We start from the raw sequence: 11,346 nt of genomic DNA, 5'->3' as shown, positions 1-11,346 counted from the left end.
CTCGTAAGTGACACGGGTAATTCCTAGAAGGAAACCCAACCAGCTAAAACATAGAATCTCACTGATGGAATGACACGCTTTTTCACGGATATCGGTTTATAAAAACCATCCAGGAGGTGTACGTCTAACCTCTATTCAGGAGATATTATATTATGAATCAGCATGATAACATAGCATTAATTTGCTGAGTTTCCTGCTAAAGATTTATGATAGAAACAATATTTAAAGAAATGATGTTTATAAAGAAAAGCTTTACTAAGTATATGAATATTAATTTGAAATTTTATAAGAATGTTTGCTTGAAAATAGATTTAATTTCTATCAAATGTTCTAACTATATTATACGAGGAGGTATAAAATTGAAATTATCAAAATTGGGGGGAAAAGAGATTGTTAATCTCAACGATGGGGGAAGACTAGGAATTATTGCAGATTCGGACCTACTAATTGATGAAAAAAATGGTAAAATATTGGCTTTATTATTACCTTATACATCTTCTGCATTTAAATTTTTTGGAGAAAGGGATTTGATAGAAATCCCTTGGGAGACAATTAGAAAAATTGGGGATGATATGATAATAGTTGAGATTGATCCAAAAAAAACTATGAAAAAAAATTATATGATATAAAATAACTACTGAATTAACAAAAGAACTTAAATAACATATAATATATTGATAAATACCTAAATAAACAAAAATTTGGGGTGAAACTATGGAAATAATCGTACAAAAATTTGGGGGAACTTCTCTTTCAGATAATAAAACTAGAGAACTAGTTACTAATAAAATAATTGATAAATATAATAAAAAAATGGGAGTTGTTGTTGTTGTATCAGCGATGGGTAGGCTAGGAAATCCTTATGCCACTGATACATTATTATCCTTAATTGACAAAGGGTATTCAGATTTACGAGATATAGATCTATTGATGTCTTGTGGTGAGATGATATCTTCTGTTATTCTTGCTAATCTATTAAATAAAAAGGGTTTTAAAACCTGTGTTTTAACGGGATATCAAGCAGGTATAGAAACTGATGATACATTTGGTAATGCTAAAATTTTATCTGTAAATACTGATAAGATAAATGATGCTTTGAAACAGAATAAAATAGTTATAGTTACAGGTTTTCAAGGAGGAACTTCTAATGGAGAGCTTACTACATTAGGGAGAGGCGGAAGTGATACCAGTGCTGTTGTTTTAGCAGAAAGTTTAAATTGTAAATCTGTAGAAATATATACAGATGTTGATGGAATAATGACAGCAGATCCTAGAATAGTTCCAGATGCTAAAGTAATAGATTCAATTTGTTATAATGAATTATATCAATTAGCTGAAGATGGAGCAAAAGTGATTCATCCTAGAGCTGTAGAAATAGCTGAAAGAAGCAATATAGAGGTAATAATTAAAAATACTATGACTAATTGTGAAGGTACTGTAGTGGGAGGTATCAGGTTTAACGATTTTAGATATAATAATGATTATATGAATAAATACCAAGTAATAAATGCAATAACATATAAGAATAATAGAACACAAATAACTATAAATGGTATTTATAAACAAAATGAAATAGATAATCTTATGACCAATATAACTCAAAATGATATAAGTATAGACTTGATAAACTTTTTTACTGATAAAAAAGTATTTACTATTGATAGTGAAGATACAGTACTAATTAAAAATATTTTAGAAAAAGGTAATTATAATTACAATATAATAGAAAGATGTTGCAAATTGAGTTTAATTGGACATAAAATGCATGGAATTCCAGGAGTTATGGCTAAAATAGTAAATACTCTTAATAAAGCTAATATAGAAATATTACAAAGTGCTGATTCACATACAACAATTTGGTGTTTAGTAAGACATGAAGATTCTAGCAAGGCTTTGCAGGTTTTGCATAAAGAATTTGGATTGGGGGAAAAGTAGACTAAAAGTCTACTTTTTTTAATTTGTTTAAGAAGGAGAATTCAAATGATATCAAAAGAGAATAAGGACTTAAAAAATAATACCCGAAAAAATATAGAATCTATGGGGAGTCCTACAATAGCAACAGTACCTAAAGACATATTTTTTGTCTCAATAATTGGAGAAATAGAAGGTCATAATGCTTCACCTCCTAATAAAAAAACAACAAAGTATGAACATATAATACCCCAATTACTATCAGCTGAAAGAGATCCAAAAGTAAAAGGAATACTGATATTATTAAATACTGTAGGCGGTGATATAGAAGCTGGATTAGCATTATCAGAGATGATAAATAGTATGAGTAAGCCTACTGTATCTTTAGTATTAGGTGGAGGTCATAGCATTGGAGTTCCATTGGCCACATCAGCAGATTATTCGTTTATTGCTCCTACTGCTTCGATGACATTGCATCCTATTAGGATGAATGGTTTAGTCATAGGAGTACCTCAAACTTTTAGGTATTTTCAAAAGATGCAGCAAAGGATATTTGATTTCATATTGAGAACGTCAAAGATAACAGAGGATAAACTTAAAGATCTAATGTATGATACTGATGAAATAGCTAATGATGTGGGCACTGTATTAATAGGGAAGGAAACTGTAGAGGTAGGAGTTATAGATGAGGTAGGAGGATTAAAAGATTCTATAAATAAGCTACAAGAACTATTTAACGAGTAATAATAGATAAATAAAAATAGTATATTAATATAAATTATGTTATAATTACTTGAGTAAAAGTGTTGATGACGTTCATTAACACTTTCATTTTTGTATAATTTTTTTTAGGAGGGGTTCTAATTGAGTCTACTACAAGGAATAATATTAGGTTTTTTGCAAGGAGTTACAGAATTTTTGCCTATAAGTAGTTCGGGGCATCTAGTATTACTAAACAATATTTTTGGAATAAAAGAAGGAGTACTATTTTCTACTGTTATGTTTCATTTTGGATCTTTAATATCAATTTTTATTTATTATTTCAACGATATATACAAAATAGTTTTAGGTTTTATTAGACTTTTAATTAATTTAGTAAAAAACAAAAGGATTAATATAGAAAATGGATATCAAAATTTTGCTTTAATGATTATAATAGCGACAATCCCTACTGGAATAATGGGTGTTTTTTTTAAGGATTTTTTTGAAGGATTATATAGTTCTTTATTAGCAGTAGCTATAGCTTTTATGATAACTGGTGCTATACTATTCATTTCTGAAAAATTTTTATCAGGATATAAAAGGGCTAGAAACATTTCTATATTTGATGCATTAATAATAGGTGTTTTTCAAGGGTGTGCCATAACTCCAGGCATCTCTAGGTCTGGTTCAACTATTGTAGGAAGTTTATTTAGAGGACTTAACAAAGAAACAGCCACAAAATTTTCTTTATTAATGGCAATACCAGCTATATTGGGGGCGTCAGTTTTAGATTTTGTTGATGTGATTTTAAATAATAGTATGGCTTTAACATTACCTATAATTGTAGGAACTCTAGTTTCTGCCATTACTGGTATTTTTGCTATAAAGTTATTAGTTAATTTACTAAAGAAGGGTAAGCTTTATTACTTTTCAATATATCTATGGCTACTTGGCGGATTATTAATATTTTTAAATTTTAAGGGTTAAAGATTCATATGAGGTATTTTAAATTTTAGATTATGGTTTTGATTAAGCAAAAGGATATTCTATGATATATAACGAAATAATCATAGGAGGTGATATACATGAAAAGAAAAACAACCACTAGAAAAAGCAAGAAAAAGAACAAAAAGAAGCAATTAAATAAAGAGATAATAGGTATAATTATTATTTCTTTTGGTATACTTTCTCTTGTAAGTATGTATAATAATTCTACAGGGTATATTGGCATATTTATGAAAAAGAGAATATTTCAATTAATGGGATTTGGAGGATATATAGTCCCATACATAATTTTAATTATAGGTATATTATTTTTGTTAAATAGATTTAAATTTTATTCTAACAAAAAAACTTCTTCTATAATAACTATTTTTATAACTTATTTAATATTATTAGATATATATATATTTAGTAATTATTCTGATTTAGATTTTTTAAGTAAGGTTAGAGTTTCCTCAGCGTTTGGGATGGATGGTAGTGGAGGGGGCATAATAGGCTCTATATTTTCATATATATTTTTAAAGCTTTTTGGAGTTATAGGTTCTTATATTATTCTAGTTTCTATTATACTTATATCCTGTCTTTTAATAACAAATAAAAGCATAGTATCAGTAATGAAAAACATATATAAGTTTTTAGTGAATATATTTAAAAATAGTTTTGAAGGAATTAAAAATTTTGTATTAGTTGAAAAAAAAGATAGCAAATACGAATCTATAATTGAACCTAAGGATGAAGATACTAATTGTGAGAATATTGAAAAGGAAGAAGAAAATTTTAATAAAAAGATAAAAATATTAGATTATACTAAAAATAATAATAGGTCTAAAAATGAAAAAACCAATTATAAAGAAATTGATGAAGTTCAGGTATCTATGAGTGAGGATTTTAGTCAATATAAATATCCCAATTTGGAAAATCTTTTAAACGAAAATATCTCTAGCAATACAGATGAAAGTGAAGAAATAATAAATAAGGCTGAGAGGCTTGAAGAAACGTTATTCAATTTTGGTATTGATGCAGAAATAATCCAAATAAGTAGAGGCCCTACAATTACAAGGTTTGAAGTACAGCCAGCACCAGGAGTTAAGGTTAGTAAAATATTAAATTTAACTGATGATATAGCACTTGGATTGGCAGCATCAGGGATAAGAATAGAGGCACCTATCCCTGGAAAATCTGCTATTGGCATAGAAGTACCAAATCTTAACAAAGCAGATGTATTTTTGAAAGAAGTGTTTAAATCAGATGCGTATAAACAAATAAATACAAAATTACCCTTTGCATTGGGTAAAGATATAAGTGGGAATCCTATGGTAACTGATATAGCCAAAATGCCTCATTTGCTTATAGCAGGAGCTACTGGATCTGGAAAAAGTGTTTGTATTAATACTCTTATAACCAGTATACTTTTTAAATCAAGACCTGATGAAGTAAAATTATTGCTTATAGATCCCAAGGTGGTTGAATTAAGTGTATATAATGGAATCCCTCATTTATTGATTCCTGTAGTAACTGATGCTAAAAAAGCAGCTAGTGCTTTGAATTGGGCTGTTGAGGAAATGACTAAGAGATATAATTTATTTGCTAAGAATAATGTTAGAGATTTCTCAAGTTATAATAATAAAATAGATGAAAAAAAAGATGGAGATAGATTACCACAAATATTGATAATAATAGATGAGTTAGCAGATTTAATGATGGCCTCTCCTTCAGAAGTAGAAGATAGTATATGTAGATTAGCACAAATGGCTAGGGCTGCAGGTATACATCTAGTAGTGGCTACACAAAGACCTTCGGTAGATGTAATAACAGGAACTATAAAGGCTAATATACCATCAAGAATATCTTTTGCGGTATCTTCTCAAGGAGATTCAAGAACAATTTTAGGTATGGGAGGAGGAGAAAAACTATTAGGCAAAGGGGATATGCTTTTTTATCCTGTAGGCTCTCCAAAACCAACAAGGATTCAAGGTGCTTTTATTAGTGAAAAAGAAGTAGAAAACATTGTAGAATTTTTAAAATCTCAACATGATACTAATTATAATAATGAGGTTATTGAAGATATCGAAAAAGAGGTTAATTTATCAAATGGTGATAGTGATGAACTATTGGAAGATGCCATTAAATTGATTGTAGCTGAAGGACAAGCGTCCATATCCTTTCTTCAGAGGAAATTAAAGATTGGCTACTCTAGAGCTGCAAGATTAATTGATGATATGGAAGAAAGAGGTATAGTTGGAGGACATGAAGGGAGTAAACCAAGAAAAGTATTGATTGACGAAGAAGATTTGATGTAATATTTATAGAAAAGGCAGATGGTTGTAAATGATAAAAAAAATAAATATATATGATGCGCTTAAAAAAGACAGTATTTGTTTTATTGATGTAAGGAGTCCTATGGAGTTTAACAAAGATACTGTCCCAGGTGCTATAAATTTACCTATTTTAGATAATCAGGAAAGAGAAACAGTAGGATATATATATACTCAGATTAACAAAGAAAAAGCTAAAGAAATGGGTCTTGAGTATGCTTCGAAGAAATTACCTCTTTATTACAAAAAAATAAAGGAATTGCAGCAAAATAATAAAGAAATAGCATTATTTTGCTATAGAGGTGGTATGAGAAGTAATTCATTGGCAAAAGTTCTTGATATAATGGGGATTAATGTATATGTTATTGATGGTGGGTACAAAAGTTATAGAAAGTATGTAATTGATAGTATAGATAAGTATAGTAAAAAGATTAAATGCATAGTGCTACATGGATATACTGGAGTAGGCAAAACTAAGATTTTAGTGAAATTAAAGAAAGAAGGACATTCTGTTTTAGATTTAGAATATTTAGCTCGTAATAGTGGCTCAGTTTTTGGGAATATTGTATTCAATAATCAATTTATATCTCAAAAAAAATTTGAATCGTCAATTGTTGAAGAACTTAAAGATGCACCAAGTAAATATATCTTTATAGAAAGTGAAAGTAAAAGGATAGGAAATTGTATAGTTCCTGATCCAATATTTGAAAAGATGGAATCAGGATTTCATATACTTATTAATACTAATATGGAAAATAGAATTAAAAATATTATTGAGGATTACGTATATGTAGAAGATAATTGTAGGGATGAAGCTTTAATTAATAGTATAGATAAGCTTAGAAAGAGGATTGGAAATAGTATTTGTGATGGTTTAATTAACAAAATACAGTTAAATGATTATAAATATGTGTGTGAAAAACTAATGGTTGAATATTATGATCCTCTATATCAATACTCGATTGATAAAATAAGTAAATATGATAAAATAATTATGTATAAAAATTTAGATGATGCAGTGAAAAATTTGATAGAATTTGAGAACAAATTATTATGATTGCATATGATTGGAAAGGTGAATTATTGTGAAAGATAGAATATATATGGTTTCTTTAGGATGTTCTAAAAATTTAATTGACTCTGAAATAATGGCAGGATTAATAGAAAATGCTAATTTGAATTTGGTAAATGATATTGATGATGCTGAAATTATAATTGTAAATACATGTAGTTTTATTAATGATGCTAAGGAAGAATCTATAAATACAATATTAGAGTGTGCAATGCTTAAAAAAGAGTATAATTGTAAGTACTTAATAGTTACAGGATGTTTAAGTGAAAGATATAAATCTGAACTAATGAATGAAATCCCTGAGATAGATGCTTTAATAGGGACGGGGAATATAGATGAGATAGTAGAAGTTATAAATAAACTAAAGAATAAACAAAAAATAATTAGAGTAGGTAATATTAACAATACATTTTCTAATATTAATAATACTGTGAGAGTTCAATCTACTCCCCCTCATATGGCATATGTAAAAATAGCAGAGGGATGTGATAATTTCTGTACTTATTGCATTATACCTAAGCTTAGAGGAAAATTTAGAAGTCGTGCTATGGAATCAATTTTGGAGGAAGTAAATTATTTAGTCAAAAATGGAGTAAGAGAGATTATATTGATTGCTCAAGACACATCAAAATATGGTTTAGACTTATATGGCGAATTTAAACTTCCAGAGTTATTAGATAAGTTAAATGATATTAAAAATTTAAAATGGATTAGAGTATTGTATATTTATCCTGAGACTTTTAATCAAAAGCTTATAGATAGTATTAAAAAAAATGATAAAGTATTAAAGTATGTAGACATACCTATACAGCATATAAATAATCATATATTAAAGATGATGAATAGAAAAGCTACGAAAGAAGAAATAGAATCAATTATCAATAAACTAAGAAACGAAATTCCAGATATAATAATAAGAACTACTTTAATAGTAGGATTTCCTGGTGAGGATAAAAATCATTTTGAAGAATTATATCAATTTGTAAAAAAAGTTAAATTTGATAGATTGGGGGTATTTTCTTATTCTCAAGAAGAGGACACTGCAGCTGCCTCTTTGCCTAATCAGGTTGATGATTCTATTAAAAAACAGAGAAGCGACAAAATAATGTCATTGCAAAGGGACATATCATATGATTTAAATGAAAAGAAAGTTGGTAAAATATATGATGTAATAATTGAAGAAAAAGTTGATGAAAATCTTTTCTTTGGAAGGACTTATATGGATAGCCCAGAAATAGATTGTGGAGTCTATATAAATAGTAAAAATGAATTGGAGATAGGTGATTTTTTTCGAGTGAAGATTACTGAGTTTTTAGAATATGATTTAAGGGGAGAATTGGCTGATGAATCTAGCGAATAAGTTAACTATAATTAGAATATTTTTAGTTCCTGTTTTTATGTTTTTTTTATTTTTGAAAATCCCTTATGGAGAGTATATAGCAGCAGGTATATTTATAATAGCTGCTCTTACTGACAGTCTTGATGGTTATATAGCAAGGAGTAGAAATCAAATCACTAAATTTGGTAAATTCATGGATCCTTTGGCAGACAAATTATTGGTTTCTGCTGCATTGGTTTCATTAATAGAAATGGATAAGTTATCATCATGGATAGTATTTGTAATAATAGCAAGGGAATTTGCAATAACTGGGTTAAGAGTGTTAGCTGCATCAGAAGGAATAACTATCGCTGCTAGCTGGTGGGGAAAGATAAAAACTATAACTCAAATAGTTGCTATAGTAGCTTTATTATTAAATAATTTTCCTTTTAGTTTATTAAATTTTCCATTTGATCAAATAGCGGTTTTACTAGCTGTTATATTTACTATTCTATCAGGGATGGATTATTTATATAAGAATAGAAAAGTTTTTCATTCTAGTTCAAAATAATATCAATTTTATTGTTAGGGGATGCATAAGATGAATGGAGAAATAATAAATGTAGGCACAGAGATATTATTGGGCAATATATTAAATACACATTCTAAATATTTATCTGAAAGATTAGCTGATATTGGAATAGGCATTTATTATCATACCACAGTTGGAGATAATGGAGAAAGATTAAAAGATATTTTAAAAAGTGCAATAGAGAGGTCTGATTTTATAATAATAACAGGAGGATTAGGACCTACTTCAGATGATATAACTAAAGAAATTGTATCTGAAGTTATGAATAAGAAACTTATATTAGATGAAGATTCTTTACATAAGATTGAGACTTTTTTCAAAAGCAATAATATTAATATGACTAAAAACAATATTAAACAGGCATATATTCCTGAAGGAAGTAAAATATTAGAGAATGATTTTGGAACAGCACCAGGTATACTTTTAGAAGAATATGACAAAATTATAGCATTGCTTCCAGGACCACCTAGGGAACTTAAACATATGTTTGAAGAAAAGCTATTTCCTATTTTAAATAAAAAGTCTAATTATATAATTAAGTCTAAAGTATTAAAAACTATAAGTCTGGGTGAGTCTAAAGTAGCAACTATATTAAAAGATATAATAGATAATCAATCGAATCCTACTGTTGCAACATACGCAAAGGAAGGTCAAGTGGAAATAAGAGTAACTGCAAAGGCTTCTAGTGATGAAGAAGTCAATAGCTTAATAGAAAATACAGAAAAAGAAATTAATGATTTAATAGAAGGCCATATATATGGTTATGACAATGAATCTTTAGAAGAAAAAACTTTTCAGTTATTAATTGAAAAAAAATTAAAGATAGCGTTTTGTGAGTCATGTACTGGTGGACTTATTTCTAGTAGATTTACAGCAATACCTGGAGTATCTAAGGTTTTCGACAGAGGTATTGTAACATATAGTAATGAAGCTAAGATGGATGAATTATCAGTGAAATCTTCTACTCTAAAAAACTATGGTGCAGTTAGTAAAGAAACTGCATTAGAAATGTCTCAAGGATTATTAAAAAAATCTAATGTAGATATCGCTTTATCTGTAACGGGGATAGCAGGCCCTGATGGAGGTAGTGATGAAAAGCCAGTAGGTTTAGTTTATATAGGGATATCTACTAAAAGAAAATCTTTCTTTATTGAGAAGAAATTATTTGGGAATAGGACTTCTATACAAAATAAGACAGCTAATTTAGCCTATTATGAATTAATAAAATATCTGAAAAAACTATAGATGTATTGTATATAGATAAAAATAAAATTACTGAGAATCATTGACCTTTTATACCAAATCATGTATAATAACCATATAGAACATTTGTTCGAAATGGAAAGGTGGTGTACCAGATTTTCTGGGAATAATATGATGGAAAAGAAAAAAGCTTTAGAAATGGCCTTGAATCAAATTGAAAAACAATTTGGTAAGGGCTCTGTAATGAAATTAGGTGCAGATTCTAAATTAAATATAGAATCAATCTCAACTGGAGCCTTAGATCTTGATATTGCTCTAGGAATTGGAGGAGTTCCACGAGGAAGGATAGTAGAGATATATGGGCCCGAGTCATCAGGTAAGACAACAGTTGCACTTCATATGATAGCAGAGGCCCAAAAGAACGGTGGGGATGCTGCATTTATTGATGCAGAGCATGCACTGGATCCAGGATATGCAAAAAAATTAGGAGTAGATATAGAAAATTTGATTATTTCACAGCCAGATACTGGAGAACAAGCTTTAGAGATAGCAGAGGCTTTGGTTAGAAGTGGAGCGCTTGATGTTATTGTTGTAGACTCTGTAGCTGCTTTAGTTCCTAAGGCAGAAATTGAAGGAGAAATGGGAGATAGTCATGTAGGGTTACAAGCAAGGCTTATGTCTCAAGCCCTAAGAAAATTAGCTGGGGCTATTAAGAAGTCTAATACTACATCTATTTTCATAAATCAGTTGAGAGAAAAAGTAGGAGTTATGTTTGGAAATCCTGAAACAACTCCTGGAGGAAGAGCTTTAAAGTTTTACTCATCTGTTAGATTAGATGTACGAAGAATTGAAAGCCTAAAACAAGGTGATGATATAATAGGTAATAGGACTAGAGTAAAAGTAGTTAAGAACAAAGTTGCCCCACCATTTAAGAAAGCAGAGTTTGATATAATGTATGGTGTAGGTATTTCTAAAGAGGGTAATATATTGGATGTAGGTGTAAAGGCAGATATAGTAACTAAGGCAGGCTCTTGGTATAGCTATGGAGATATAAAGCTAGGACAAGGACGAGAAAATTCTAAAGATTATTTAGTTAAAAATCCTGAAGTAGCAAATGAAATAGAAACAAAGGTAAGAGAAAAATATGGTTTAATTGAAGAGAAAGATGAAAATAAAAAAGATGAGAGTAAAGCTAAAATAAAAGATTAAAAACTTCCCGAGGGAAGTTTTT

Annotated in this window: 10 protein-coding genes; all 10 read left to right on the top strand. The window is 28.9% G+C overall.

What is annotated here, in order from left to right:
- Window positions 1-359 precede the first annotated feature (359 nt).
- The 10 genes from Q326_RS0108980 to recA all read left to right on the top strand — a co-directional run bounded on the left by Q326_RS0108980 (window position 360) and on the right by recA (window position 11,324).
- Entirely contained in the window at window positions 360-629 is a 270-nt protein-coding gene (locus Q326_RS0108980; RefSeq protein ID WP_026895087.1) for a YlmC/YmxH family sporulation protein, read from the top strand.
- An 85-nt stretch (window positions 630-714) separates the two neighbouring features.
- Window positions 715-1,935, top strand: coding sequence for an aspartate kinase (gene dapG / locus Q326_RS0108975; RefSeq protein WP_026895086.1), 1,221 nt, complete (start codon window positions 715-717; stop codon window positions 1,933-1,935).
- Window positions 1,936-1,980: 45 nt separating this feature from the next.
- On the top strand, window positions 1,981-2,655 hold the full coding sequence (locus tag Q326_RS0108970) for a ClpP family protease (protein WP_026895085.1): 675 nt from the start codon (window positions 1,981-1,983) through the stop codon (window positions 2,653-2,655).
- Window positions 2,656-2,775: 120 nt separating this feature from the next.
- Complete coding sequence (locus Q326_RS0108965; protein WP_026895084.1) at window positions 2,776-3,600, top strand: undecaprenyl-diphosphate phosphatase; 825 nt, start codon at window positions 2,776-2,778, stop codon at window positions 3,598-3,600.
- A gap of 98 nt (window positions 3,601-3,698) precedes the next feature.
- Window positions 3,699-5,915, top strand: a complete 2,217-nt coding sequence (locus tag Q326_RS0108960; protein ID WP_026895083.1) for a DNA translocase FtsK — start codon at window positions 3,699-3,701, stop codon at window positions 5,913-5,915.
- A 28-nt stretch (window positions 5,916-5,943) separates the two neighbouring features.
- Window positions 5,944-6,987: a tRNA 2-selenouridine(34) synthase MnmH gene (mnmH, locus tag Q326_RS0108955; RefSeq protein WP_034601701.1), complete on the top strand. Its 1,044-nt coding sequence runs from the start codon at window positions 5,944-5,946 to the stop codon at window positions 6,985-6,987.
- A 28-nt stretch (window positions 6,988-7,015) separates the two neighbouring features.
- Window positions 7,016-8,362 (top strand): 30S ribosomal protein S12 methylthiotransferase RimO, encoded by a 1,347-nt coding sequence (rimO, locus tag Q326_RS0108950; RefSeq protein ID WP_245592079.1) that lies wholly within the window; start codon window positions 7,016-7,018, stop codon window positions 8,360-8,362.
- Window positions 8,346-8,891 carry a CDP-diacylglycerol--glycerol-3-phosphate 3-phosphatidyltransferase gene (gene pgsA / locus Q326_RS0108945; RefSeq protein ID WP_026895080.1) on the top strand — a complete coding sequence of 182 codons (546 nt, stop codon included), beginning with the start codon at window positions 8,346-8,348 and terminating at the stop codon, window positions 8,889-8,891. Before rimO ends, pgsA begins: the two co-directional genes overlap by 17 nt.
- Before the next feature lie 30 nt (window positions 8,892-8,921).
- The gene (locus tag Q326_RS0108940; RefSeq protein WP_026895079.1) at window positions 8,922-10,157 is read left to right on the top strand and encodes a competence/damage-inducible protein A; all 1,236 of its coding nucleotides are present in this window, start codon (window positions 8,922-8,924) and stop codon (window positions 10,155-10,157) included.
- Window positions 10,158-10,289: 132 nt separating this feature from the next.
- Window positions 10,290-11,324: a recombinase RecA gene (gene recA / locus Q326_RS0108935; protein ID WP_347876187.1), complete on the top strand. Its 1,035-nt coding sequence runs from the start codon at window positions 10,290-10,292 to the stop codon at window positions 11,322-11,324.
- The last annotated feature ends 22 nt before the right edge of the window (window positions 11,325-11,346 follow it).

The organism is Clostridiisalibacter paucivorans DSM 22131 (assembly GCF_000620125.1).
GTDB classification, from domain to species: Bacteria; Bacillota; Clostridia; order Tissierellales; family Clostridiisalibacteraceae; genus Clostridiisalibacter; species Clostridiisalibacter paucivorans.
Note: the sequence above shows the minus strand (reverse complement) of the source record. Positions and strands in the feature narration are given on the sequence as shown.